22 protein-coding genes, 7 tRNA genes and 1 rRNA gene are annotated in these 25,642 nt (G+C 31.1%); 3 read left to right on the forward strand and 27 right to left on the reverse strand.

Annotated elements, in window-relative coordinates; all coding sequences use genetic code 11:
- Positions 1-297: 297 nt before the first annotated feature.
- The 27 genes from ISS06_02740 to ISS06_02870 all read right to left on the reverse strand — a co-directional run bounded on the left by ISS06_02740 (position 298) and on the right by ISS06_02870 (position 24,539).
- Positions 298-369: transfer RNA gene (locus tag ISS06_02740), tRNA-Val, on the reverse strand.
- 11 nt (positions 370-380) lie between these two features.
- Positions 381-1,094: an FAD-dependent oxidoreductase gene (locus ISS06_02745; protein ID MBL7054085.1), complete on the reverse strand. Its 714-nt coding sequence runs from the start codon at positions 1,092-1,094 to the stop codon at positions 381-383.
- Positions 1,095-1,190: 96 nt separating this feature from the next.
- A tRNA-Ala gene (locus tag ISS06_02750) sits at positions 1,191-1,263 on the reverse strand.
- Between the two features lie 96 nt (positions 1,264-1,359).
- Positions 1,360-1,446, reverse strand: a tRNA-Leu gene (locus tag ISS06_02755).
- A gap of 15 nt (positions 1,447-1,461) precedes the next feature.
- Positions 1,462-1,938 (reverse strand): 50S ribosomal protein L19, encoded by a 477-nt coding sequence (rplS, locus tag ISS06_02760; protein ID MBL7054086.1) that lies wholly within the window; start codon positions 1,936-1,938, stop codon positions 1,462-1,464.
- A gap of 10 nt (positions 1,939-1,948) precedes the next feature.
- Complete coding sequence (locus tag ISS06_02765; protein MBL7054087.1) at positions 1,949-2,521, reverse strand: cytidylate kinase family protein; 573 nt, start codon at positions 2,519-2,521, stop codon at positions 1,949-1,951.
- 9 nt (positions 2,522-2,530) lie between these two features.
- Entirely contained in the window at positions 2,531-3,241 is a 711-nt protein-coding gene (locus ISS06_02770; GenBank protein ID MBL7054088.1) for an RNA pseudouridine synthase, read from the reverse strand.
- Positions 3,219-4,790, reverse strand: coding sequence for a CCA tRNA nucleotidyltransferase (locus ISS06_02775; GenBank protein ID MBL7054089.1), 1,572 nt, complete (start codon positions 4,788-4,790; stop codon positions 3,219-3,221). The genes ISS06_02770 and ISS06_02775 overlap by 23 nt, the downstream gene beginning before the upstream one ends.
- 3 nt (positions 4,791-4,793) lie before the next feature.
- Positions 4,794-5,270 (reverse strand): hypothetical protein, encoded by a 477-nt coding sequence (locus ISS06_02780; protein MBL7054090.1) that lies wholly within the window; start codon positions 5,268-5,270, stop codon positions 4,794-4,796.
- An 86-nt stretch (positions 5,271-5,356) separates the two neighbouring features.
- Positions 5,357-5,433, reverse strand: a tRNA-Val gene (locus ISS06_02785).
- 129 nt (positions 5,434-5,562) lie between these two features.
- A tRNA-Ile gene (locus ISS06_02790) sits at positions 5,563-5,637 on the reverse strand.
- Positions 5,638-5,785: 148 nt separating this feature from the next.
- Positions 5,786-8,356: ribosomal RNA gene (locus ISS06_02795) — 16S ribosomal RNA — on the reverse strand.
- 161 nt (positions 8,357-8,517) lie between these two features.
- Entirely contained in the window at positions 8,518-9,222 is a 705-nt protein-coding gene (trmD, locus tag ISS06_02800; protein ID MBL7054091.1) for a tRNA (guanosine(37)-N1)-methyltransferase TrmD, read from the reverse strand.
- Between the two features lie 78 nt (positions 9,223-9,300).
- A complete protein-coding gene (locus ISS06_02805; protein MBL7054092.1) occupies positions 9,301-9,609 on the reverse strand; it encodes a KH domain-containing protein in 309 nt (102 codons plus the stop codon).
- A 137-nt stretch (positions 9,610-9,746) separates the two neighbouring features.
- The gene (gene rpsP / locus ISS06_02810; protein ID MBL7054093.1) at positions 9,747-10,130 is read right to left on the reverse strand and encodes a 30S ribosomal protein S16; all 384 of its coding nucleotides are present in this window, start codon (positions 10,128-10,130) and stop codon (positions 9,747-9,749) included.
- 11 nt (positions 10,131-10,141) lie between these two features.
- Complete coding sequence (locus ISS06_02815; GenBank protein MBL7054094.1) at positions 10,142-12,178, reverse strand: translation initiation factor IF-2; 2,037 nt, start codon at positions 12,176-12,178, stop codon at positions 10,142-10,144.
- A gap of 88 nt (positions 12,179-12,266) precedes the next feature.
- On the reverse strand, positions 12,267-14,147 hold the full coding sequence (locus ISS06_02820; protein ID MBL7054095.1) for a VanW family protein: 1,881 nt from the start codon (positions 14,145-14,147) through the stop codon (positions 12,267-12,269).
- Positions 14,148-14,164: 17 nt separating this feature from the next.
- Positions 14,165-14,656 carry an Hsp20/alpha crystallin family protein gene (locus tag ISS06_02825; GenBank protein MBL7054096.1) on the reverse strand — a complete coding sequence of 164 codons (492 nt, stop codon included), beginning with the start codon at positions 14,654-14,656 and terminating at the stop codon, positions 14,165-14,167.
- Between the two features lie 22 nt (positions 14,657-14,678).
- On the reverse strand, positions 14,679-15,608 hold the full coding sequence (locus tag ISS06_02830) for a DUF4931 domain-containing protein (GenBank protein ID MBL7054097.1): 930 nt from the start codon (positions 15,606-15,608) through the stop codon (positions 14,679-14,681).
- Positions 15,609-15,626: 18 nt separating this feature from the next.
- A complete protein-coding gene (locus tag ISS06_02835; protein MBL7054098.1) occupies positions 15,627-17,846 on the reverse strand; it encodes a S8 family serine peptidase in 2,220 nt (739 codons plus the stop codon).
- A 10-nt stretch (positions 17,847-17,856) separates the two neighbouring features.
- Positions 17,857-18,486, reverse strand: a complete 630-nt coding sequence (gene pcm / locus ISS06_02840) for a protein-L-isoaspartate O-methyltransferase (GenBank protein MBL7054099.1) — start codon at positions 18,484-18,486, stop codon at positions 17,857-17,859.
- Positions 18,487-18,501: 15 nt separating this feature from the next.
- Positions 18,502-20,955 carry a DNA gyrase subunit A gene (gene gyrA / locus ISS06_02845; protein ID MBL7054100.1) on the reverse strand — a complete coding sequence of 818 codons (2,454 nt, stop codon included), beginning with the start codon at positions 20,953-20,955 and terminating at the stop codon, positions 18,502-18,504.
- A gap of 32 nt (positions 20,956-20,987) precedes the next feature.
- Positions 20,988-21,194: a hypothetical protein gene (locus ISS06_02850; GenBank protein MBL7054101.1), complete on the reverse strand. Its 207-nt coding sequence runs from the start codon at positions 21,192-21,194 to the stop codon at positions 20,988-20,990.
- 9 nt (positions 21,195-21,203) lie between these two features.
- Complete coding sequence (locus ISS06_02855; protein ID MBL7054102.1) at positions 21,204-21,830, reverse strand: MBL fold metallo-hydrolase; 627 nt, start codon at positions 21,828-21,830, stop codon at positions 21,204-21,206.
- Positions 21,827-23,275 (reverse strand): glycogen synthase, encoded by a 1,449-nt coding sequence (locus ISS06_02860; GenBank protein ID MBL7054103.1) that lies wholly within the window; start codon positions 23,273-23,275, stop codon positions 21,827-21,829. Before ISS06_02860 ends, ISS06_02855 begins: the two co-directional genes overlap by 4 nt.
- Before the next feature lie 28 nt (positions 23,276-23,303).
- Positions 23,304-24,089 carry a hypothetical protein gene (locus tag ISS06_02865; GenBank protein MBL7054104.1) on the reverse strand — a complete coding sequence of 262 codons (786 nt, stop codon included), beginning with the start codon at positions 24,087-24,089 and terminating at the stop codon, positions 23,304-23,306.
- Between the two features lie 60 nt (positions 24,090-24,149).
- A complete protein-coding gene (locus ISS06_02870; protein ID MBL7054105.1) occupies positions 24,150-24,539 on the reverse strand; it encodes a polymer-forming cytoskeletal protein in 390 nt (129 codons plus the stop codon).
- Positions 24,540-24,648: 109 nt separating this feature from the next.
- Between ISS06_02870 and ISS06_02875 the strand changes: the two genes are divergently transcribed.
- The 3 genes from ISS06_02875 (at position 24,649) to ISS06_02885 (ending at position 25,039) form a co-directional block, all read left to right on the forward strand.
- Positions 24,649-24,831 (forward strand): hypothetical protein, encoded by a 183-nt coding sequence (locus tag ISS06_02875; GenBank protein ID MBL7054106.1) that lies wholly within the window; start codon positions 24,649-24,651, stop codon positions 24,829-24,831.
- Positions 24,832-24,839: 8 nt separating this feature from the next.
- Positions 24,840-24,911, forward strand: a tRNA-Arg gene (locus tag ISS06_02880).
- A gap of 57 nt (positions 24,912-24,968) precedes the next feature.
- Positions 24,969-25,039 (forward strand) — tRNA-Ala (locus ISS06_02885).
- Positions 25,040-25,642 lie beyond the last annotated feature (603 nt).

Raw genomic sequence — 25,642 nt, forward strand, 5'->3', positions numbered from 1 at the left:
CTCACAAGTAGTTACTTAGAGGCCTTGCCCCTAAGTAGATACACTTAGAGATATTACTTAGAGGCCTTGCCCCTAAGTAGATATTGAGCACGAATCAATAATCAATAATCAGTAATCATTCACTTAGAGATATTACTTAGAGGCCTTGCCCCTAAGTAGAGTCACTTAGAGATATTACTTAGAGGCCTTGCCCCTAAGTAGAGTCACTTAGAGATATTACTTAGAGGCCTTGCCCCTAAGTAGATATTGAGCACAAAAAAGTGTGCAATATCAAAGGTTGCACACTAGAAGAAAAAATGGACGGCATAGGACTCGAACCTACAACCTCCGCGATGTAAACGCGATGCTCTACCATTGAGCTAGCCGTCCCTAAACATAATTCATGCCCATTTTTCTGTTTTTATATAATCTTCAGAAATGCCTAATTCTAACAAACAAGCAATTGTTAACTTTATGAACCTCTTTGGTCCACAAAGAAAAAAATATTTATTTTTAAAAGGAAAACAATACTTTTTAATCATTTGTTTATCAATTCTCTTTTTTTCTCCTTGCCAAAAAAATGGGACTTTGCTTGTTAAAGAAAAGACAACCTTGAAATTCTTGTTTTTTTTAATAATTGCTTTTAATTCTTTATAAAAAACAATATTTTGCTTGATTTTATTACTATAAATTAAAAATAATTTATTATTTAATTTTTTTTGAGAACAATATCTAATTATGCTCATAAAAGGAGTCGCCCCGATTCCGCCAGCCAGTAAAACAACATTATTCATTCTATTCTCTTCAAAAACAAACTCACCAAAAGGACCAAAAACAACCACCTTGTCTCCTGTCTTTAGCTTATTAATTTTTTGAGTAAAACTTCCTCCTATTTTGATTACTAGTTCAATATATTCTTTATTTAAAGGAGAAGAACAAATTGAAAAAGCTCTTTTTTGCCAAATATTACCTAATTTATCATAAAGACCTAGCATAATAAATTGCCCAGGTCTAAAATCAAGAATATCTTTATTTTTTAAAACAATTTTTAATTTAACAATATCTGACGTTAGGTTTTTCTTTGATTGAATTTTGCAAGAAAAATCTTGAAACATATTTTTAAATATTTGAAATTAAAAATTATTAATTATTCTGTTCGTAAAAAATATTAATTATTAATTATTGATTATCCTGCTAAGCAAAGCAAAGAGTGGACCGTGCCGGATTCGAACCGGCGACCTCCTCGATGCCATCGAGGCGCTCTACCAACTGAGCCAACGGCCCCTTAAATTAATAATTAATAATTAAAATACAAGACGCCATCCTACATTCTGCTTCACAGAATTTCGGCAGACACAACAATAACCAAACATTAGTCTGTGGTGCGGACGAGAGGACTCGAACCTCCACGAGGGAAACCCTCATAGGCCCTCAACCTATTGCGTATACCAATTCCGCCACGTCCGCATAAAAACTAACTTTTTACTTCTTAATTTTATCTTTGATTTCCTTTAATTTCTTCTTGTATTTTCCTCTTAAATAATACAATTTTGCTCTTCTTGTTTTGTGTTCTTTTACTATTTCTATTTTTTTTATTGAAGGTAAATATAGTGGAAAAATCTTTTCAACCCCAACCCCGCCAGTAGCAATTTTTCGAACCGTAAAAGTTGCTTCAGGAGATTTTCCTCTGTGCACAGAAATAACTATCCCCTCAAATACTTGAATTCTTTGCTTTTCCTTTCCTTTTGCATCCGTTTCTTTAATTTCTTGATGAACACGAATAATCATGCCAGGACTTATATTAGTAACTTTTTGTTCTACTTCTTCTCCAGCAGATTCTTCCTTTTTTATTTGTTCTCCTTTTTCTTGTGCTTTCAAATCTTTATGCGCAGAAGGAACACTTTCTACTTCTTTTTCAGAAGAGTTTTCTTTTGTTTCTTTTTTTTCTTCGTTAGTCATATTGTTTATTCTATTTATTAATTTTGTTAATTATTTTTTGCTTTAATTTATTTATACCTGGTTCATTGTTTTTTATAATAACATTATATATGTTTTTCTCATCTAAATCAATTTTATAAAGTCTTTTATATCTATTTTTGTCTCTCTTGTCTCTTCTAATTATTCTCTCTCTGGCTTGCTCTTGAGTTATATTTTCTCTTTTACTTACCCTTTTTATTCTAACCTGCTGACTACAATCAACAAAAATTCTATATTTAGCAAAATCTCCTGCTACCCAAGCAGCCAATCTGCCAACTAAAACATATCCTCCTTTTGTTGCTAATTCAAGTGTTTTTTTATCCATAAAATGATCAATGTCCGCTGGCAAAACTTTTGATGCTTTGTCTAAAGAAATATTCATTTTTTGAGCGTATTGCCTCTGAATATCCCCTGCATTAACAAATTTTAACTTAAAAACGTCAGCAATGTGCTCAGCAATTGTATTTTTGCCTGAACCTGCCTGTCCTGAGACAGTGATTGTTAGTTTTTTAGATTGTTTATTAGTTTTTTGGTATTTTTTTAAATAATCTAAATATGTTCCCATTGCTTATTATTATTTTTTTAAAGTAAGTAAAAAATTATTTAATTTTTTTGGCAAATTACTATTTATAATATTATACTTATTATTTAAATCATAAAACCCCAAACAATAAGCATGTAAAAATATTCTATCTATGTCCGTGCTTAAATTTTTAAATTTATATTTTTTGTCCCCAACTATTGGAAACCCGAACGCCTTGAGATGAACTCTTATTTGGTTTGTTCTGCCTGTTACTGGCTCTACTTTTAACAAACTATACTTTGATGGAAAATTAAACTCTGTCACTACTTCATATTTTGTTAAAGCTGATTTTTTGAATTTAATTTTTTTATCATATTTAACAGACACAATCTTGCCTTTTGGATTTCTCCCAATTTCAAAATCAATTTCGCCTTGTTTGACAGGCAAATGTCCATAAACAAGCGCATAATAATATTTAGTTATTCTTTTCTGCTTAAATTGCTCTATAAAATAATCATATACTGTTTGTGAAAGAGCAAGCATAAGCACTCCTGAAACATCTCTATCAAGTCGATGAATAATTCCATTTCTACCTACTTGTCCAATGTTTTTAACTTGCGGATAATTATCCAAAAGCCAACTAAATAATGTTGGTTGTGTTTGAATATTTTTTATTGGGTGCATTAAAATCCCTGCAGGCTTGGCTACTACCAACAAATCATCTCGTTCATACAATATCTTAATTTTTAAAAGGGGATTCATTTAAATATTTTTTTAAAAAATCAATTGCTTGTTTGGTTGTTTTAATTTTTAGATTTAATTGCTCTTCTCTAACAATATTTAATAAAACTCCTATCTTGGGTCCGGCTGGGAGCTTAAACTTTTTCATAATTTGATTTCCGTTTAATAGTATTTTTGGTAGTGATTTTTTATTTTTACTAATTTTTTTTATTTGTTCCATTCTGGCTACCATCTCAAAAAAATCCGTAAAATTGGGCTTACCAGAAACAGGAATTGTTGCTGAAATATCAGCAAAAGATAATTTTAAAAGATCTTTGCTTGGCATGGTTTTATTAAAAAAATACTTAACAATAGTTGAAACTTTCATTTTTGATATATCTCCTCTGGCTAATATTAAGTGTTCCTTAATGAGCCATGTAATTTTTTTTACATTAACTCCAATCTTTTCAGGACTGGACAACTTTAATCTTTTACATATTTTATTAGCCATGTCTGCGCCAATGGCATCATGATTATTAAAACGAATTCTGTCTTTAGTTGTATCTGGCATAGCTAATGTAGGCGGTTTACCAATGTCATGTAATAGCGTAGCAATAATTAATTCAATTGAATTTGTAGATTTTTTAAAATATTCTTTAAATTCATTAGAAGTGAGCGATTGCAAAGCTATTCTGGTGTGCTCCCAAACATCTCCTTCTGCATGATAATTTTTAGGTTGAGGACAATTTTTCATTTTTAAAATTTCCGGCATAATTTCTAAAAAAGATCCTGATTTATCATACAAATCAAAAGCTAAAACAGAATTAGCCAAAAAAGATTTTAAAAATTCCTTAGCCATTACTTCGTATGGAACAACTCTTGCTTCTTTAATTTCTTGAACAGAAAAATCTTGACTAGTTGAAACTATTGCTTGTCTTTTTATTTTATTTAATCCACTAATTTTTGTTTTAATTGCCTTCCATGTTTTATCTTCTATTTGAAGATTTAATTGACAAGCAAACCTAATTGCTCTAAGCATCCTGGAATAGTCTTCTTGAAATCTTTCAACCGGAGCTTTAACTGCTCTTATTTTTTTATCTTTTAAATCCTTTGCTCCTCCAAATAAATCAATAATTTCTATTTTCTGTTTATCTAGTCTTATTGCCATGGCATTAATTGTAAAATCTCTTCTTGAGAGGTCATCCATGATGCTTAATTCTGGACTAGACTGAATTTCAACATCCTTGTATGCCCCTGTTTTAAAAGAAAAATCCTTTCTGGGAAGCGCAATATCAACTTGGTCACTATGTTTATATCCTTTGGGAATAAATTTAAAAACACCAAATGTCTGCCCCACTAAATTAACCTGTCCATTTTTTGATAAAAATTTTTTTAAATCTTCTGCCTTAATGCCAGTAACAACAAAATCTAAATCTTGTGTTTCTCTTTTTAAAAGCATATCCCTAACCGCTCCGCCAACTAAATATATTTTAGAAGCAGGAAATTGTTTTTTAATTTTCTTAATGAAATTAAAAAATTTATCTTTTTTTAGAATAGCCAAATCCTTATTATTTTTAATTAAAATTTTCATAAATTATTCTAGCATTGAATGCCAAAAAATATCTTTAACTTTTCTATATTTTTTTGTTCCTACTGGTGCATATGTTAAATCATGACAAATTGGAGATTTTTTTCTAAAACTATTACTTATTACTTTTTTATTACCAATATAAAATCCTATATGTCCATGAATTTTTTCATCCGGTCTTTTCCTTTCTTCCCATGAAATAATTGCTCCTTTTTTTGGACTTCTTATTCTATGCCATCCAGAAACATTCATATCTTTTAAAGTGCTTTTAACAGTCAAATGAGGTCCATTAATTAATTTAAAATGATGTAGGATGGTTGATACAAAAAAAGCACAAGATAATTTTCCATTCATTACTGCATTTTTTTTTGTCTTTCCTTTTAAAACATAAAAACAAGAAAACATTTTTGAACCAACACTGTTTTTTATCATTGCCAAATAAGAATCTTTTATAATTGGAGTAATTTTGATTTGTTTTTTCATAAAAAAAATGGCTTGGCCATGGAATTAAACAGCTTACCTCTTCCACAAACTCAGGGCATTTATCTCTAACTAAAATCCGAGCTAAATGGTGGGCTTGTCCAGATTCGAACTGGAGACCTCTTGCGTGTCGAGCAAGCGCTCTAACCAACTGAGCTACAAGCCCATAATGGGCAAACTGATTATTTATTATTAATTATTGATTAACAATTATTAATTATTTATTATTTATTATTGATTATTGATTATTGATTAGTGATTATGTTTAATATTTTTGACTAATATTAACGTAAAATGGTGCGCGTGGAAGGGATTGAACCTTCGACCTCATCTTTATCAGAGATGCGCTCTCCCACTGAGCTACACGCGCGCTAATTTATATTTAATAATAACAAAAATAAGAAAAAAGACAACCTAAAAATCTGGCTATCTTTTTACAATAAAACGCTTATTAAAGACAGAGAACGAATAATCATCGACCATAGCACATTGCATTAAAAATGCAAGGCTTGTCCTCTAAATGAGGTAATCCATCCACAGCTTCCGCTACGGATGCCTTGTTACGACTTAGCCCTTATCACCAATTTTACCTTATTTCCGCGAACGCGAACTTTCGGGTACCACCGGCTCTCTTGGCTTGACGGGCAGTGAGTACAAAACCCGAGAACGTATTCACCGTGACGTGCTGATACACGGTTACTAGCGATTCCAACTTCATAAGGGCGAATTTCAGCCCTTAATCCGAACTTAGACCAACTTTGATGGGATTGGCTCCACCTTACGGTTTGGCAACCCTTTGTATTGGCCATTGTACCATGTGTGTAGCCCGAGGCATAAGGGCCATGCTGATTTGGCGTCATCCCCACCTTCCTCCGGCTCATCGCCGGCAGTCTCCCTAGAGTGCGTTTAAGATAAACTTAAACTAGCAACTAAGGATAAGGGTTTCGCTCGTTTCCCGACTTAACGGTACATCTCACGACACGAGCTGACGACAACCATGCAGCACCTGTTCTAGGTTTTCTCAAAGAGAAATCAATTATCCTTTCAGATAATCTAATGCCTAGTATGTCAAGCCTCGGTAAGGTTTTTCGCTTAGCGTCGAATTAAACCACATGGCCCACCGCTTGTGCGGGTTCCCGTCTATTCCTTTGAGTTTTAACCTTGCGGCCGTACTTCCCAGGCGGGATGCTTAACGCGTTAGCTTTTTTTCTGCGATACTGAAAGGGTCGACACTTCCAATATCCAGCATCCATCGTTTACGGCGTGGACTACTGGGGTCTTCTTTATATTACTATAAGGACGGACTATATCTTTATCTGAAGTTTTTTTATTTCTGCTTCTTTTTATCTAATTCTGCCAAGATTATATTCTTGGAAAATTTACTTAAAGAAGATACTTCAGATATCCAGCGTTGTTGCATTTGAGAATCTTTATATAATAGAAGGACTTTGCGCAACATTGTTTTAACTGGTATATGAGGAATAATAATTCTAAGAAAATTTTTTAAATTTTCCGTTGAATATATCCACAATCTCCAATATTGCTCTTGTTTACTTCCTCTACTACGTTTTATGGGGGCAACTTTTGTACGAATATTCCATACTTTATGTAAATATTGTGCTATTATTTTGACAGATTTTTTATCAAAACCATCTGTACAAAAAATACCTTTTCTTCCTCCCCCAATTAATGAACCACTATCACACCACCAAACCATTAAAGAAATTGCTGACATATTATTCAACCAATGTCTTTTAATGATTAGAAGGTTGTGTTTGTATGTTAATTCATATAGTTGAGTGATGGCAGGAAGTGTCTTTCCTAAAAATCTTAACTTATTATTCTTGGAATAAAAATTATCAGATTTTTGTAAAATAACACTATTTTTTCCTGCTATTTCATTTAGCTCTTTTACTTTCCAAAAAAAATATTCTGAATCTTTAGCCGTATGCCTAAACAAAAGCCTAGCATTTACATATTTTTTTTGCATCTTAATAGAGCCGTCTCCTAATAATGTGCCAAGAAGTATTTCCTTAACACGATCCGACAAAGGCACTTGATCATATCTTTTCATAAATTTTTATAAAACTAATTTATAAAGAATTAATTAAAAAGCACCTTCTATCTTAACTCAAATACATAGTCTCTACGGGGTATTAAATAATATAAAATATATTATTAATACTTCCCTCGGGATCGTCCAAAATAAGCCAGTAGAAGCTTTTTATTTTTTGGATATTCCCCGATATAGCTGGATACACATCTTGGTTTCACAACCAAGAGGGACACCTTTGGTACTATTATAATGCGGTACCGGGATCTATCTAATCCCATTCGCTCCCCACGCTTTCGTATCTCAGCGTCAGAACCGTTCTAGCAAGTTGCCTTCGCTTTTGGTGTTCCTGTCGATATTGACGGATTTAACCCCTACACCGACAATTCCACTTGCCTCTCCCGGTCTCTAGTTTGATAGTTTTTTTAGCGATTCCAATGTTAAGCAAAGGGATTTAACTAAAAACTTATCAAACAGCCTACATACGCTTTACGCCCAATAAATCCGGATAACGCTTGCTGCCTTCGTATTACCGCAGCTGCTGGCACGAAGTTAGCGGCAGCTTATTCCTAAAGTACACTCAATGCAAAAGCACTTGTTCCTTTAGAAAAGCAGTTTACATTCCGAAGAAATTCTTCCTGCACGCGGCGTCGCTCCTTCAGCCTTTCGGCCATTGAGGAAGATTCTTGACTGCAGCCCCCCGTAGGAGATTGAGCAGTGTTTCAGTCTCAATGAGGCGGGTCATGCTCTCACACCCGCTACTCGTCATAGGCTTGGTAGGCCATTACCCTACCAACAACCTGATAAGCCATAAGCTCCTCAAAAAGCGGTCTCACGACCTTTACTTAATTTTCTTATAAAAATCAAGCACATGGGGTATTATCTTCAATTTCTTAAAGTTATGCCCCTCTTTTCGGTAGATTACTAATGTGTTACTCTCCCGTCTGCCATGTGTTAGTAAACTAACACATTCGACTTGCATGCCTTAGACACGCCGCCAGCGTTCATCCTGAGCTAGGATCAAACTCTCTTAAAAAAGATATATATAATAAATATATTATCTAATAATCCTATTTGTGTATTCATTTTTTTTAAAAAAAAATGAAAAAAAATAAAGCAAGATTAATTTTCTCTGTCTTTAATAAACATTTTATTAATAGTTTAACTTATAAATTGTAAAGAACTTTTACAAAAATCCTATATTTTTAATTTTCTCCACTGCCTAATCTTCTCGTGATTACCTGAAAGTAATACTTTTGGGACTTTTGCTATTTTTAATATACCATGTTTATCTTTAAATGTAAATACCTCTGGTCTTGTATATTGTGGATATTGTTTGTTAGCCATTACATCACTATGTCCAAGAATTGGTTGCTCTTGTTTTAATGATTTAGAATTTATAACTCTTGGGACTAACCTAACAACCGCATCCACAATTGTCATGGCTGGTATTTCCCCTCCTGTTAAAATATAATTTCCAACAGAAATTTCCTCGTCAACAAACTTCAGTATTCTATGATCAAATCCTTCGTACCTCCCGCATATTAAAATTATTTGTTTTATTTTAGCCAACCTAGTTGCTTTTTTTTGATTGAATAATTTTGCTCTTGGAGATAATAAAATTATTTTTCTTTGACTAGGCAATATTCTCCTACTATTTTTTATATCTTTTATTGCTCTATAAATAGGGCCTGGTTTCAAAATCATGCCATATCCTCCACCATAGGGCTTGTCATCCACTTGTTTCTTGCTGCTATTTGTTTTAGCTGCCCAGTTTCTAATATTATGAGTATTAATTTTAACAAGTCCCGATACTTGAGCCCTCTTAATAATTGATGATGAAAAATAAGCATCAAAAATATCTGGAAACAATGTGATAATATCAAATTGAATTAAGCTCATTTTTGTTTTATGATAAATAAAATGTAAAAATTGCCACCCAAAGAGCGACAATCTTTACATTTGGGTTTAAATAAAGTTTTATAATTTTAATTCATCATCTTCATCGCTCTTGGTTGGGACCTCTTTTTCAGATCCTTCTGGCTCTTCTATCTTTAGATTAACTCTGGCATCATTTTTAAGTCCAATAATGCGTAATAAAGACCTTATAGACCTGGCTGTTGAGCCCTGTCTGCCAATAATTTGACCCATGTCTTCTTTATTAACTCTTAAAGAAAGGAGTACACCCATTTCATCGACGTTTCTTTCAATCTTTACATCGTCTGGGTTATTAACAAGCGATTTGACAACAAATTCCAAAAACTTTTCATCTTTCATTTGTTCTGCCATAATCTTTCTTTCATTTTTACTAATATGCAAGAATATGCACATTAGAAACAAATCCAGCCAATACGACCTTTTGGCTACCCTTACCTTACTAAAGACTGGTTTATATAGTTTTCGTTAAAAGAATATAATAAAAAAACCTATTTGTCAAGAGCTTGCTTGTCTTCTTCTTTTTCTTCGGTAGCTTCTACTTGTTCTGGTTGTTTAGCTTGTTTTAATATTTCTTTTGCCTTGTCTTCCTTTTTAGCTAATTTTTTAGCGTTTACTTTTGTTACTTTTACTTTAGCTCCTTTAATAATTTCATTACTAATTAGTAAATTTCTTACTGTCCCGGTTGTCTGCGCTCCTTTTGATATCCAGTACTTTATTCTATCAGCCTTAAGAGATATTTTTTTTGTAAGTGGATTATAGAATCCTAAGTCTTCCAAAAAATCTCCAAAAGGGTCTTTGCTTTTCTCTAAAACAATTAAACGATAAAATGGTTGGTTTTTCTTTCCTCTTCTAGAAAGTTTTATTGTTAACATATTTTTATAATTTATATTTTTCTTTGCTTTTTAACTTCTTTGTAGATTTCTAAAATATCATCTGGTTCTATATTGGCCTGTGTAATAATTTTTAATCCGCATTCTTTCCCTGCACCAGCTTCATCAACGTCATTTTTGTTAAATTGAAGCTGTGTAATTTTTCCTTCTCCTTTTAATTTTGTTAATTCTCTATTTTCTGACTGCTTTCCTTGTTCTGACGATTCCCATATTCTAATAAAACGATTATTATTAACTTTTCCCTTTAGAACCTTCCCTCCAACGACCTTTTCTTTATTTTTCTTTTGAAATATTTTTAAAATCTTAACTTCTCCCAAAAATTCTTCTATTACTTCTTCTGGTAATAATTTATTTATCTGTTCTTTTGTAAATTCAATTAAATCATAAATAACATTATATAATTCTACTTTTACATTCTTCTCTTTTATTAAGTTTCTGGCCAACCCTGAAACATTAACTTCAAATCCAAAAATATATGCATTTGATGCACTAGCAAGATCAACGTCTGTTTCTGTTATTTGTCCTATCCCCTTTTTTAATATTTTAACTTTAACTTCGTCTGTACTCAAGTTTTCTATTGAATGAATTATTGCCTCCAAAGAACCCAATTTATTTGCTTTTAATATAATTTTTAGTTGTTTTGTATTTTTGGCTGCTTCGGCTGTATCTTTATATTCTTGCTCATTTTCTTCTTGAAAAAATAAATGACTTGATTTAATTGAAGAAATTTGTTTTGTTATTTTTTTAAACTCCTTGTCACTAGAAATTTTTTTAATAATAGTTCCGGCTGACGGAACATTTTTTAATCCGAAAATATCTACTGGTAAACTAATTTTTGTTTTGCTTATCTTATTCCCTAGATAATCTTGAATAAAACGAACCTTTCCATAACTATTTCCAACAATCAAATTATCTCCATCTTGAATATGCCCATTTAAAATAATTGAACTCATTATAGGTCCTAAACCTGGATCCAGTCTAGACTCAACCACAACTCCTATCATTTCTCCGGTTGGATTTGCTAAAAAACTGCTCTTATTTAAGTCAATAATTATATTTACTGCGTCTAATAAATCATTTATGCCTTTGGTTGTTTTAGCAGAAACTGGAATACAAATAATTTTTCCTCCCCAATCCTCTGGCATTAAATTAATTTCTGATAATTCTTTTTTAATTTTATCTATGTCTGCCCCTGATTTATCAATTTTATTAATAGCAACTACAAAAGGGATGTTTTCTTCATGAATTATTTTTATTGATTCCATTGTTTGTGGCTGAATTTTGTCATCAGCTGAAATAACCAAAATAGCAATATCAGCTAGCCCTCCCCCTCTAACCCTCATTTGCTTAAATGCCTCGTGTCCCGGCGTATCAATAAAAGTCATTAAATGTTCATTTTTTTCAACCTGATAAGACCCTATATGCTGAGTAATTCCTCCTTGCTCTATCTCTGTAATTTTACTTTTTCTAATAGCATCCAAGATAGAACTTTTACCATGGTCAACATGACCGACCATAACAATTATTGGTGGCCTTTGCTTTAAATTTTCTTTTTTTTCTTGTTTTAAAATTTTATTTATTTTTGCTTTCACATTAACTTTGGCTACTTGTTCTTCATCTCCTGGCTGAACATCAATGCCAATATTTTCTGCCACAATAGCAGCAATCTCGTAATCTATATTCTCATTTACCCCACAAAAAACACCATTTTTAACTAGCTCGTTCATCACCTTGTTAAGAGGAATATTTATTTTGGCTGCAAAACGATGAACCTGTATTTTGGAAGGAATGCTTATTAATTCCTTTTCAACTTGTTTTTCTTTTTCTTCTGTTTTTGAAATTTTTTGTTTAATCTTATTAAGCATTGCTTGCTTTGATTGTTCTGCTCGCCATATTTCTATAAATTTTTCAGCCTGTTTATTTGGAATCTGAATTGCCCTTTTTCCAATATGAAAACCCAATTCTGGCAATTTTTGCCGAAGTTCTGCTGGAGTAATTTTAACTTTTCTCGCAAGTTCTGTAATATTCATAAAGTAATTTATTAAATAGTGATTATTTATTACTGATTACTGATTATTGATTATTGATTATTGATTAGTGATTATTTATTACTGATTATTAATTACTGTCTACTTCATCTAATAATGAATCTGTGGATTGCTCTGCTTCTACTTGTCTTCCAATTAACCACGTTTCTTCCCATGGTTTATAGTGACTGTTCCATTCTTCTTCTCTTTTAATGCCATTGGCAAAAATAACTGTATTTTTAAACTTGGCATCAGCGCCATAATGAGCTGATTCAACTTTTTCTTTTTCTCCTGGCAATAATTCGTCTGTTTTAATATATTTTATTGGACCTGGCTCAACAATATTAAAAATAGTTGGCTCGGCAGTAATAACCTTCCTGTTGTCACTTGTGCCATAAAATCGAAAAATTAACTCTTTTTTATCTATATTAATCTCTGCTTGAAAAAGAATGTGATTACTTGTATCATTTATAAATTTCAAATCTGGCCTTGGATTATAAATAGTAGCATCTGTTCCAGCTGGCTCATAATAAGAAACTCTATATGAATGATTTTGTCTTTCAGTAATTGGAAGACCTGCATTTATCGCTGTTCTAAATGTTGTGGTAGCAATCTGACAAAGCCCTCCTCCGTACTCTGGAACAGTTCTATCTCCTTTAATAACTAGCTCTGCTAAAAACCCTGCCTCTTCATCAATATTTCCAAGTGCTTTAATTAGAGAAAACTCTTCATCTGGCAAAATCAATATTCCGTTAAGTTTGTCTGTGCCAACATTGATGTTGTGTATTCTGTTACTTGGACTTCCTGAAAAATTAGATCGCCCGTCAGCAAGCAATTCGTTAATGCCAAGGCTATTAAGATCTTCTGGCAATGGTTCTGGCTCTGTAACATCAATCTTAAGCTCTATGTTTTTATTTTTCTGAAAAATTTCTTTGATGATTATCTTGACATTATCATCAATGGGTAGGTTTATGCCAGTGGATCCCTTTTTAAATTCAGAAACTCTCATGTTTTCTATTGCCAAACGAGGAGAAACTGGATCAATGTTTATTTCTCCTGCTATTTCATCTAAATAAGATGAAATTTTGTCTTTTTTAAAAAACAAACTAATTTCATTCAAGTTATTTTTGCCTGAATCAAGCCAATCAGCCAAATCGTTTAATTTTATCTGCCATTTTTTTTCTTCAAATGTTAAAGAATACGGCGCAGAAGACAATAAATCCCTGGCATCTTCAATTATATTAGATAGTTGACCTGAATTAATATCTGCCCCATCTTCCACAAATGTAATTTCTATTTTATTATTTTTTAATAACCCTAAATTTTTAATTAAATCATCAATTGCTTTAGTATAATTTAATACTGTACCAACTTCCTCCTTTATTAATATCAATTCATTCTTATCTTTGGAATATTCTATTTTAGCATTTTTAGCTGGATTATCTAGCTCTCCAAAATTCTCTTCCAAGATATGAATTAGCTGAACTTTGTCAATCCAAAAAATTAAATCAACCTTTTTTTTCTTATTTACATCAAATGTTATTTGTTTTATTTTTTGGAAAAAATTATTATTCCGACCAACATTAAAAGCACTTTTAACAGTCGAATCAACATCAAAAGAAAGTAAAGAACGACTCAAGTCAGGATCTGTTGGCGCTATTAACTGCGATGGTATATTTATGGGGGTATCTTTTGCTTGGTCCTGAACATAAAAAGAAAAACCACCTGTTTCTATTTTATCAACCCAAACATTTAAAAGTTCACTTGCTTGATATTTGGTGAGGCCCCCTAAATTAAAATTGCCAGAACAAAATACATTTGGATAAATTCTATTGTCATAAATTTTAAAAAAAGTGAAAAAATATCCTATGATTATAATTAAAATTACAAATAAATAAAAAAATAATCTCTGCCTAGTTTTTTTCTTTGGTTGGTTGTTAAAATTAACCAAGCTAAAACTTCTTTTTCTCATACATTGTTTATAAAAACTTACTCAACTTCTATTTTGTCTTTTTCTTTTGATGTTTTTAACAAAACAATCGTTAAGATGCCATTTTTTAAATTAGCTCTTGCTTTGGCTGGCCTTATTTGATGTGGGAGAATTATTGTCCTTGAAATCTTGCCACAAGGAAGTTCTTTATAAAAATATTTTCTGTATTCATCTTCTGTTCTTGCTCTTTCATAATTAATCATGATCATCTCTGGCTCTACATTAATATCAACTTGTTTTGCCCCAATTCCCGCTAAAATAACCTTAATAATTAATTGATTATTCTGGCGGTCATCATAAAGATCAATTGCTAATTGTGGCCTGATGCCCTGTTTGCTCGTTTCTTTCTTTAATTTTTTAGAACTTGATTGCTTTTTTTGCTTAGATATTTTTTTTGAAACACTATTCTTCTCAACATAAATAACATTAACTTCTTCCCCCTTTTTTTCTAAAAAATTATTTTTTAATCCTAATATTTTTGACCAAGCCATATTTCAAATATAATAAAATTTATTAATTGATTTTTAAATATTTAGCTGCCTTTTCAGGACTAAGAGAGTTAACAACTATGCCAGAGCCGAGCTCTATTCCTGCCCAAACTGATTCACGTGGTTGAATTTTTAAATAAAAATGCTGATCCTTGTTAGATATAACTTGATGAAGAAAAAAGTTATAAGAAACTTCAATATCATAAAGTTTTTCCAAAATATTCTTTAATACAAATGAAAAAGAATTTATTTCTTCTTTGCTCAATTTATTCAAATTATCAATATGCCTCCTTGGAAAAATCCATGATTCGTAATGATATCTAGAAGCATATGGAGCAATCGCAACAACGTGTTTATCAGAATAAATTTTTCTAGGACTATTCTCTTCTTTAATTATTATATCACAATAAGGACAACTATTATGTTCTTGCTTGTATTTTAATATTGCTATATATTCTTGTTTCAAATCTTCTGGCAAAAGACTTGATGCAAAAACTTGTGAATGAGCATGAACTAATGACGCACCTGCCTTGCCTCCTTTGTTTTTGAAAACAAGAATATAATCAATATTAGGAATCTTACTAAGAGTGCTTATTCTGTCTTTATATACTTCTAATAAGTTTTTGATTTGCTTTAACTCTAATTGAGCCAATTCTTTTTTATGGATTGGCGTTTCAATTATTATCTCGCTTTCTCCGTATGCTTTTGGGTTTGAAATTTCAACAATTGGATACTTGTTTTTTAAAACCATTATATCCCATTGTTTAGTGTTTTTGTTATCAAATATATACTTTTTTTTTATCAAATCTTTCTCGATTTTAGATGGACAGAATGGACAAGCTTTCTTTTTTAAAAAAATTGTTTTAGATGTGGTTGATCTTGGCCTAGAAGATCTTTGTGGAGTAATAATAACATGTTTATCTAAAAAATAATCTTTTCTAATCTCTGCTTTCATATAATTAAATTAAATAATTTAATAACCTGCTGATTTTATAGTAGCAATATTAACTCCTCCCTTAAAATTACGTGAATATGCATAAAACTGAGAAACTTGTTTGCCAAAAGAATTAAAAATTCTAACTTGCGGCTCTGAATAAGCATTTGGAGCAAGAATAATTTCATTTACAGAGTCTTCGTCAAAGTCAGCTGAAACTATATTACTTCCTTGATAAAAATCTTTATCATATCCTAAAAATTGTTGCTTTAGTAAAAGAAATTCTGTTCCAAACACTCTTATATATGGAGATGCGCCCGAATCAATGCTAACAATTATTTCATCCCTGTTGTCCCCTGATATATCTCCAGTAGTAATATTAATGCCTCCGTAAAAATTTTTGTTATAAGCAAAAAAATGATATTTTAAATTTCCATAACCATCAAAAACCCTAACATGAGGCCCTCCTCCTGGACCTGCTCCTGTTATTATCTCGTCCATTCCGTCATTATCAACATCACTTGAGTAAATACTAACTCCGCCTGAAAAATTTTTATTATAAGCTAAAAATTCATGCTTTAACTTTCCATAACCATCAAAAACTTTTATATTTGGTTCTCCTCCTTTTTCTGGAACAACTATTATTTCGTCCCTGCCATCTCCATTTATATCTCCAGCAGCAACATTAATGCCTCCTAAAAAATCTTTGTTATAAGCAAAAAATCCAGTAATAGGCGACCCGTATAAATCAAAAACCCTAACATGAGGACCTCCTCCCGGACCCGCTCCTGTTATTATCTCTTCTTTGTTGTCTCCATTTATATCCCCTGAAACAACATTAACTCCCCCTCGAAAATTTTTGTGATAAGCAAAAAATCCAGTAATAGGCAACCCGGCTGAATCAAAAACCCTAACATGAGGACCTCCTCCCGGACCCGCTCCTGTTACTATATAATAAGGACTCTCTATTCCGCCAAGTTGTTCATATGCATATTTTAATGTTTTGTAAGCATTAACTCTTCCGCTACCAAGTTGACCTAAAAATTTTGGATTAAAAGAATCTATCTCGTCTGCTTGACTAAGTACGAAGTCCTGAACCTGTTTATGACTAAATAAAGGATTTATTGAAAAAACTAAAGAAAATAAACCCGAAACAATTGGAGCAGCTATTGATGTCCCAGACCAATATCCCCCATAATATTCATCAAAATTTTCATGATTAGAACTATATACTAATGTTCCATATATGCTTGCTCCTGGAGCAGAGATATCAACACAATCTGATCCATAATCTGAAAAGCTTGTTTTCCTGTCTCCGTTATCTACTGCTGCTACTCCTATAATAAAATTTTCGCTATCACCTTTATCAAGGCAAATTGGATAATTTGGAGACTGATTTAAGTTAACAGCTGAACCAGCTGTTTCATTTCCAGCTGCTGCAACAATAATCACTCCCTTGTTCCATGCATTTTTAAGTGACTGTTTTAAAAAATAACTTTTATTTGTGCCAACAAAACTTAAGTTAATAATATTGACTCCATTATCAACAGCATAATCTACTGCTTTAATTACATTATTAACACTACCTGTTCCTTCGCTACTTAAAACTCTAAGAGGCATAATTTTGCTATTCCATGATACCCCTGTTATTCCTTCAAAGTTGTCTCCTTTGGCAGCAATTATGCCTGCCACAAGTGTTCCATGATGAATTCCGCTTTCGTCATATGACTCATTAAATTTTGGAGACGGGTCTGGAATATTTTGAATAAAATCCCAACCATTAATATCATCAATAAACCCATTATTATCATTATCTATTTTGTCGTTTTTTGTCTCTCCTTGATTAATCCATATATTATCTTTTAAATCTGGATGATATATATCTACTCCTGTATCTAAAACAGCAACAATAATATCCTGTCTTCCTCCTTTGACAAAATCCCATGATTGAGGGGCCTTTATCTTGTCTAGATACCACTGCTTATTATAAAGCTTATCACTCGGCAAATAAGATGAATGAAAATAATAATTTGGCTCAATCCATTCTATGGGTGGTTTGGTTATTATCTCTTCTATGTCATCAAGAGAGAGCCCCATAATATTATTTATTTTATAAATCTTAGAATTATTTCTTAACTTAACCAATACTTCGTCAAAATAAACACTTTCTTCATTGGTTAGCAAAAAATCAAAACAAACTCCACTTATTAGTAATAAGCTAAGAATAATTATAATTTTTTTATTAAAAAAAATTTGCATCTAATCACTTTTATTTATTTTTCTCTATTAAAGGAACAAAGAGAAATCCTGGAAAACTTTTTTTCTTAATTTTATTTTCTCCTATTTTTTCAATTAAAACTATATTCTGTGATTTAACTCCTTCTGGAATAACCATCTTTCCATTTATCGCAAGTTGATTAATGAGATTAGATGGAATATTATTTGCTGCTGCTGCAACATGAATCCTATCAAAAGGAGATTGATTAGGTAGTCCCTTAGTCCCATCTCCTAAAATAAATTCTACTTGACCTGAATCAATAAACTTATATTTATTAACATTTTTTTCCCCAAAATTTTTGAGCTCTAATATTCTTTCAATAGCAAAAACTTTTCCTTGTTGGCCAACAATATGAGCCAATAATGCAGCCGTCCATCCAGACCCCGCTCCAATGTCTAAAATCTTATCTCCTTTGTTTGGACTCAAAAGTTCAAGCATAAAAGCAACTGTTAGTGGCTGGGAAATTGTTTGCCCATGACCAATTGACAAGGGTCTATCCTCTTCTGTCTCATTAAAATGCTCAGACAAAACAAAATCTTTACGCTTAATTTCTTCAAAAGCATTAATTATATTAGTTGATTTAAGATATCCTTTTTTTACAAACTCTTTAATTAATTCCATGGAAATTATTTTATCTTATATTAAAGCAAAAGAGCCTGCTCTGTCGCCCTCTTGCTTAAATTTAATTAACATTACTCCTTGCGTCACTCTACCTGTTCTTGGAACCCCTTTTAACTGAAAACGAATTGTTTGCCCTTTCTCTGATATTACCAAAACGTCTCCTATAATAAAATCTGGTAAATTATTTTTTTCAAAAATTAACGCTCCTATAATGCTTCCTGTTTTTTGGTTTATTTTAGCTGCCTTTGTTCCCTTGCCTCCTCTGTTTTGAATGCGATAACTTTTAATTGGCGTTGCCTTCCCAAATCCATTAGCTGTAATAATCAATAATCTATTGTTTTCTTTTTTACTAGATGCCTTAACAACACCCATTCCAACAATGAAATCTTGCTTATCTAGTCTTATTCCTCTTACACCAGAAGCTGTTCTGCCAATTTGTCTTAATTGTTTTTCCTCAAAATAAATTGATTTTCCTTTTGATGAAACCAAAATAACATTATCTTTATCGTCAATAAGGCTAACCCAATTCAATAAATCTTCTTTTTTTAATTTAATTGCAATTAATCCTGATTTTCTTATATTTTTAAATGCATCTGTAGAAACTTTCTTGATTGTTCCATTTTTGGTTGCCATTATTATATTCTTGTGATCTTTTAATCCCTTGGTTGATAGAATTGATGAAATTTTTTCATTCTCTTGAATTTCTAAAAAGTTAGCCAAAGATTGCCCCCTAGTTGTTCTAGTAGACCCCAAAACATCATAAGCTCTTATTTGTAAAACTCTTCCCTTGTTTGTAAAAAATAATATTTCTGCATGAGTAGTTGTTACAATGACCTGCTGAACAGTATCTCCGTCCTTGACCGACAAGCCCTTAACCCCTTTTCCTCCCCTTGATTGAGACCTGAAGCTTTGAGTAGATAACCTTTTTATATATCCTGATTTTGTAAGAATAATAATAGTTGGGTCATTTGGAATAAGGTCCTCGTCTTTAAAGTTTTCTATTTCTTCCTCGACAATTATTGTTCTACGATCGTCATTATATTTTTCTTTTAGTTCATTTGTTTCTTTCTTTATTATATCTAAAATCATCTTTGGTTTAGATAAAATTTCTTCTAATTTTTTTATTTGTATTAATTTTTCTTTTAATTCATTTTTTATATTTTTTATCTCCATGCCAGCTAGCTGATGAAGCCTTGTCTCTAAAATCGCATTAGCTTGCTCTTCGCTTAATTTATATTTTTTAACTAAATTATTTTTTGCTTGCTCTTTTGTTGAAGATTTTTTTATTATTTTAATTACTTCATCAATATGATCTATGGCAATAACAAGCCCCTTTAAAATGTGCGCCCTGTGTTTAGTCTTAATTAATTTATATTCGGCTCTTCTATACACAACATCTTGCCTGTGTTTTATGTACTCATCTAAAAGGCCCTTTAATCCAATAATCTTTGGTTGTGTTCCCCCCAAAAGAGAAACCATATTAAGATGAAATGTCTGCTGTAGTTCTGTGAGTTTAAAAAGTTGATTCAATATTTTTTTTGGAATAGTTCCTTTTTTTAATTCAAAAACAATTCTAATTCCATTTTTGTCTGACTCATCTCTGATGTCTTTTACCCCTTCTATTTTTTTGTTTTTGACTAAATCAGCAACCTTTGTCAGAAGCTTCGCCTTATTAACTAGATATGGTAATTCATTTACTATGATTTGAAATTTGTCTCCCTCTCCTTTAATTATGTCTGTTTTTGATCTTATAACAACCGGGCCCCTGCCAGTAGAATATGCCTCTCTAATATTTTTAGAACCAAAAATTATTCCGCCAGTAGCAAAGTCAGGCCCTTTTATAAAGCCACATATCTCTTTTGTGTCTGCGCCTGGATTATCTATTAAATGAACCACTGCATCGCAAACTTCTCCCAAATTATGGGAAGGCATATTGGTTGCCATACCAACAGCAATACCCATTGATCCATTAATAAGCAAGTTTGGTAATTTTGCTGGCAATACTTTTGGCTCATTAATTGTGTCGTCATAATTTGGAACAAAATCAACTGTATTTTGTTCAATATCTACTAACATTTCTTCTGCAATAGGTGTCAACTTTGCTTCTGTGTATCTATATGCAGCTGCTCTATCGCCATCAACGCTACCAAAATTTCCCTGTCCATTAATCAATGGATATCTAAGAGAAAAATCCTGAGCCATTCTTGTTAAAGAATCATAAACTGCTTGGTCTCCATGAGGATGAAACTTTCCTAATGTTTCTCCAATAATTGTAGCTGACTTTCTGTGCTTGGCCTTATGTCCAAGTTTCATTTTATGCATTGCATAAAGAATTCTTCGGTGAACAGGCTTAAGTCCGTCACGACTATCTGGCAATGCCCTAGACACGATTACACTCATTGCATAATCAAGATAAGAATCTTTTATTTCTTTTTCTAAAGATGTGTTAGTATTTTTGTTATTATTCATTGGTTATACTCATAATTAAATTCTTTGTATTTTTAATTTTGTTTTATATTTTTTATTTTTTCTTTTGTTTCATTAAACATATTACCAACCTCTAAAAATCCTTTATTAAATAAATTTAAAAGTTTTTCTTCTTGGTCTATTTTATTAAACTGCAACTTTGTGTTGATTGTCCATAAAAAGAAAATTGAAACGACTATCAAGATAAATAATAATAACTGGCCTTTTTTTAATTTATGCATAAAAAAATATTATTTCTCTTTAAGTACAATAATTTTTGTTTTTTCAACAGATAAATCTTTCTTTTTTAAGGTAAAATAATCTAAACGCTCGACTTCATCAATCCCCGCCTCTTTTAAAAAGTTTTCCAACGGAAGCAATTTTGTTTTTATCCCCTGAATATCAAAACAGCAAGGAATAACTATTTTTGGCTCAAGAGAATTAATAATATCCATTGCTTGACTTGGGTCAATCAAATTTTCACCCCCAACTGGAACAAAAAGAACATCCATACCATCGATTTCTTCTATTTCTCTATCTTTAAGCGTATCGTTTATCTCCCCTAAAAACCCTAAACGAATATTATCAATTTCAATTTGATAAATTATTGACTGACTATTCTCTCTAATGAAATCAACCCCATAAATAAAAACATTTTTAATTTCGTATTCACCAGCATGATCAATTAGAAATTTTGCTTTCTCTAATTTAACTATTTTATTTTTGTCTTTTTCTTTAGAAAAAAGAACAATTATATCTGCCTTAAAATTTGGCTTTCTTTTTAGTCCGCCATTGATTGGTCCATATGGGTCTATTAAAATAGTTTTGGTTTTATTTTTAATTTTAAAACATGATTGTCCGTACCAATTAATTTTCATTTTGTTAATAATTTTTTATATAATTTTATATATTCAATTGTTGGATTTTCCCATGAAAAATTTTTTTTCATCGCATTAACTTGTATTTTTCTCCAAATATTTTTTTTATAATAAATATTTAATGCTCTTTTTAGTGTAAACAAAAAAACTTTAACAGAAAAAATTTTAAAAACAAACCCTGTTCCATCTGATGATTTTTTTATTTTAAAATTTTTTACAGTATCTTTTAGCCCGCCAGTACTCCTAACTAATGGAATGGTTCCATATCTCATTGACATCATCTGAGATAACCCGCATGGCTCAAACCTTGATGGCATTAAAAAAATATCAGCACCAGCATAAATTTGATGAGCAAGAATTGAATCAAACCCAATCAAAGTAGCCATCATTGACTTGTTCTCTTTTGAAAGATTTAAAAAAAATTGTTCATGGTCTTTGTTCCCCGTCCCTAAAAGTACTAACTGGCAATTTAATTTAATTATTTTATTAAAAGAAGATAAAATTAAATCCAACCCTTTTTGCTTGCTAATTCTTGAAACAATTGCAAGTAATGGAATATCCTTGTCTATCTTTAATCCTAGCTTTTCTTGTAAATATAACTTATTCTCTTGTTTGTCTTCTATTGTTTTGATTGAATAATTTTTTTTCAAAAATTTATCAGTAATAGGATTATAAATATCCTGATCTATTCCATTTAAGATACCTGAAATATCTCTTGCTCTTTTTTTTATAGATCTTCTTAATCCCAGCGAAAATTGTTGCTTGGTTATTTCTTTTGCATATTGAGGACTTACTGTTGTAATTAGGTCAGCTAAAAGAATTCCTTGCTCGAGAACGTTAACATTTAAGCTATTTTTTTTTAAAGAAAGACAATCTTTTTTCTTTATTTCTAAAAAATCACAGAAAATCTTTTGTTTTATTTTTCCTTGAAAAAAAAGATTGTGAACCGTAAGAATAGACTTAATTGATATGTTTTTTATTTTTAAAAGAAAGGGAATAATGCTTGTTTGCCAATCATTGCAGTGCACAATATCGGGCTTCCAATTAATTATTTTAAATATCTTCAAAACAGCCAAAGAAAAAAACAAAAACCTCAAAACAGCCAAAGGGTTATTATTGTCTAAATAAACCCCGTTACTACTTAGATACTTTTCATTTTCAATTAAATATACTATTACTTCTGTTTGCTTTTGTTCTGGACTGCTTGTTTTAATTTTTGTTTGAAAAATGTTTAAATGTTCTTTTTTTTTATTAACAGATACAGATGCTTCTCCAATTTTTTCTATGTTATTTATTTTATTTTTTAATTCAAAATAAAATGGAATAACAACTCTTGCATCGTGTTCTTTCTTGGTTATTTCTTTTGAAAGAGCTCCAACAACGTCTGCTAATCCGCCTATTTTTATGATTGGATATATTTCTGGGGCTACAAAAAGTATTTTCATTATTAATTATGTTTCTCGATTTTCTTAATTAAATAAGTCGATCTTTTCCTACAATTATCTTTAATCTTTCTTCTCCAAGTGTAATAACTGCTGGTATTTGAATTTTTTTATTTTTACTAATTTCAATAAAAATTTCCTCTTTAGGATTTTTTGATTTTACTTCTATCTTTTTTACAAAAAACAAACTATCTAAATTCTCTTTTTTCTTAAAAAACCAAAAATTTTTACCAGGAGAGCCAACTAAAACTTCTAAATAATCATCTTTTGGGTTGCCTGCCCTTTTTTTAAAACTTGTCTTTGAAAACGAATTATTAAATCTTAACAAATCTAAATTAATCAATTTTATTAATTTGCTCCTTTTTGGAATAATCTTATATTTATCATTTGCGAAAAAATTGCACTTGTTTTGAGGAAAAACTAAAGAAGAAAAAAAATATTCTTTATTAATTTTTCCAAGACTAACCTTTTCTATTCGTCTCGCTGAAATAATATCACAGGCATATTCATCTACTGTGATTCCTAAAATGTGCGCAAAACGAGAATCAATATCTATTGGAATATATCCCAAAACAGCATCTGTATTAGCAAGCGCTATAGCTGCATCAGCCAAAAGATTATCGCTTCCTAATATAACTATGGTTGGAGACCTGTCTTCTCTTAAAATATTTTTGGTCATTTCTTTAATGTTTTTCAATATAGAATATTGATATTTTTTCCCAGGAATTCCAAGAGTTGACACTCTTGTTTCTATTTTAGAAACAACTTTTAAGTATTTTTTGCCAACCAAGAAAGAATCATAAATATAAAAATACATAATTTTAATTTTCTAGACAATTACGCCTTAAGTAAAATTTTATTAATAAAAATTAAATTTTTATTCCTCGTCTACTTCTTCTACTTCTTCAGGTGCATCCTCTCTGCCACCAACTTGACATTTTCCATTAATAACAGCTCCTTGTTCAATTGCAAGAACACTACAATTAATGTCTCCCAATAACTTTGCACTGCTTCCTAGTTTTATTTCTTCCTCAACATTTAAGTTTCCCTTAATCTCTCCATCGATTGAAGCATTCTTTGCTCTAACATTAGCATTAACCACGCCTCCTTCTTTTAACTGAAGGTCATTTTCTGTTTTTAGTGAACCCGTTAACTCTCCCTTAATAATAACATTTCCGTACGCCCTAAATTTACCATCCACTTTTACTCCTGAGCCAATTATTGTTTCAGCATCTTCAGGGGTCACTTTTGTTTCTTTTCCTAACATAAAATTTTAGTTTATTAAATTTATTATAGTAGTTACTAAATTATAACAAAATTATTAAAATCGTCAAATATTTATTTTTTATATTGACAAAAAGTATTTTACTTTTAAAATGAAAAACATGGATAATAAAAACATCAACCAAAACAACCATTTAATTAAAGATTTAAAACTTCTTTTTCTTATTGTAATTATAATTGCTTTAATTTTATTTGTTTTACATGTTGTAAACATTCAAACAAATTTCTTAAGTGAATTTACAGATTTCTTGGCAAAAAAAACATTAAAACAATAAATAAAAAACCCCCTGTAGTTCAATGGATAGAACGAGAGATTCCTAATCTCTAAACAGAGGTTCAATTCCTCTCGGGGGGATATTGATTAGCTTTGTTATTCACTTGTTTTTACATGATAGCAAATAATAAATTAACAGGGCTCATCGTATAGTGGTAATACATTGCATTCGCATTGCAAAAACGGCAGTTCGATTCTGCCTGAGTCCATTATATCATAAAGACAAGAGAATACTAGAACATTAAAATAACTTTTGTTTAAAAATTTTATTTAGACTTTCAAATTCTGAATAGCATTTCATTTTAGCAGACATTCAATATCAAGATAGAGTTGTTTTTACGCTTTAATGCTTTAATGCTTTCATAAACTTGGCTTGTTTTTATATTTTAACATATAATATCAATGACTGTATAGAGGTTGTATTTTACTAACCCTGTCGAATCTACTCAACAAGTGTGCAACATCCGAGGTCGCACACTAATTTCCTACTTAGTTTACTACTTAGAGGCCTTGCCCCTAAGTAGATTACAAATCAATAATCAGTAATTAATAATCAACAACCTCACTTAGAGGCCTTGCCCCTAAGTAGGGTGCTAATCAATAATCAGTAATCAATAATCAACAATCTCACTTAGAGGCCTTGCCCCTAAGTAGACATTGAGCACGAATCTTACTGAGAGTTTTAGAGCAAAAAAGAGACAAATAACCATTAAATCACGGCAAATCATGAATTTTTTGTTCATTTTCTGAAATAATTATATATTTTATGACGCTAAAATACCCCTCTATATAGCCAAAAAGATGTCTAAATA

This window comes from Patescibacteria group bacterium (genome assembly GCA_016784145.1).
In the GTDB taxonomy this organism is placed as follows: Bacteria; Patescibacteriota; Patescibacteriia; order UBA2591; family UBA6264; genus BS150m-G65.

Coding starts and splice junctions, on each gene's coding strand:
- ISS06_02805 (MBL7054092.1), bottom strand. CDS start 9,609: ATGGCAGAACAAATGAAAGATGAAAAGTTTTTGGAATTTGTTGTCAAA.
- pcm (MBL7054099.1), bottom strand. CDS start 18,486: ATGGAATTAATTAAAGAGTTTGTAAAAAAAGGATATCTTAAATCAACT.
- gyrA (MBL7054100.1), bottom strand. CDS start 20,955: ATGAATAATAACAAAAATACTAACACATCTTTAGAAAAAGAAATAAAA.
- rpsP (MBL7054093.1), bottom strand. CDS start 10,130: ATGTTAACAATAAAACTTTCTAGAAGAGGAAAGAAAAACCAACCATTT.
- ISS06_02825 (MBL7054096.1), bottom strand. CDS start 14,656: ATGGCTTGGTCAAAAATATTAGGATTAAAAAATAATTTTTTAGAAAAA.
- rplS (MBL7054086.1), bottom strand. CDS start 1,938: ATGACTAACGAAGAAAAAAAAGAAACAAAAGAAAACTCTTCTGAAAAA.
- ISS06_02745 (MBL7054085.1), bottom strand. CDS start 1,094: ATGTTTCAAGATTTTTCTTGCAAAATTCAATCAAAGAAAAACCTAACG.
- ISS06_02775 (MBL7054089.1), bottom strand. CDS start 4,790: ATGAAAATTTTAATTAAAAATAATAAGGATTTGGCTATTCTAAAAAAA.
- ISS06_02875 (MBL7054106.1), top strand. CDS start 24,649: ATGAAAAACATGGATAATAAAAACATCAACCAAAACAACCATTTAATT.
- ISS06_02860 (MBL7054103.1), bottom strand. CDS start 23,275: ATGAAAATACTTTTTGTAGCCCCAGAAATATATCCAATCATAAAAATA.
- ISS06_02770 (MBL7054088.1), bottom strand. CDS start 3,241: ATGAATCCCCTTTTAAAAATTAAGATATTGTATGAACGAGATGATTTG.
- ISS06_02855 (MBL7054102.1), bottom strand. CDS start 21,830: ATGAAAATTAATTGGTACGGACAATCATGTTTTAAAATTAAAAATAAA.
- ISS06_02830 (MBL7054097.1), bottom strand. CDS start 15,608: ATGAAAGCAGAGATTAGAAAAGATTATTTTTTAGATAAACATGTTATT.
- ISS06_02815 (MBL7054094.1), bottom strand. CDS start 12,178: ATGAATATTACAGAACTTGCGAGAAAAGTTAAAATTACTCCAGCAGAA.
- ISS06_02780 (MBL7054090.1), bottom strand. CDS start 5,270: ATGAAAAAACAAATCAAAATTACTCCAATTATAAAAGATTCTTATTTG.
- ISS06_02865 (MBL7054104.1), bottom strand. CDS start 24,089: ATGTATTTTTATATTTATGATTCTTTCTTGGTTGGCAAAAAATACTTA.
- trmD (MBL7054091.1), bottom strand. CDS start 9,222: ATGAGCTTAATTCAATTTGATATTATCACATTGTTTCCAGATATTTTT.
- ISS06_02765 (MBL7054087.1), bottom strand. CDS start 2,521: ATGGGAACATATTTAGATTATTTAAAAAAATACCAAAAAACTAATAAA.
- ISS06_02820 (MBL7054095.1), bottom strand. CDS start 14,147: ATGAGAAAAAGAAGTTTTAGCTTGGTTAATTTTAACAACCAACCAAAG.
- ISS06_02835 (MBL7054098.1), bottom strand. CDS start 17,846: ATGCAAATTTTTTTTAATAAAAAAATTATAATTATTCTTAGCTTATTA.
- ISS06_02850 (MBL7054101.1), bottom strand. CDS start 21,194: ATGCATAAATTAAAAAAAGGCCAGTTATTATTATTTATCTTGATAGTC.
- ISS06_02870 (MBL7054105.1), bottom strand. CDS start 24,539: ATGTTAGGAAAAGAAACAAAAGTGACCCCTGAAGATGCTGAAACAATA.